Annotated in this window: 1 protein-coding gene; it reads left to right on the top strand. The window is 35.1% G+C overall.

The features are described 5' to 3' along the window. A partial coding sequence (locus tag ACFINZ_RS11180; RefSeq protein WP_375701552.1) for a DnaB-like helicase N-terminal domain-containing protein occupies positions 1-268 on the top strand: 268 nt, incomplete at both ends.

Genomic DNA, 268 nt, shown 5'->3' with positions numbered 1-268 from the left:
TGATATCATCTTAACAATTGTTCAAAAGGGAAAAGTTGCAGACCCCATTACCATGAAGCCCTTTATTGCAAATGATGAGAAAATTGGAGATATCACAGTCTTTAATTATGTTGTTCGTTTAGCCAAAGAAGCTGTCACAATCATCAATATACAAGATTACGGACAGGTTATTTATGATCTGTTTATTCGGCGCTCTTTAATTAACCTTGGCACTCAAATTGTGAATAGTTCTTTTGATTCTCCCTTAGAACTTACCCCCTCTAAACAA

The sequence above is a fragment of the Bartonella sp. AA81SXKL genome (assembly GCF_042196945.1).
GTDB lineage: Bacteria > Pseudomonadota > Alphaproteobacteria > Rhizobiales > Rhizobiaceae > Bartonella.
The sequence above is the reverse complement of the archived record's forward strand: the minus strand, read 5'-3'. Positions and strand labels throughout refer to the sequence as shown.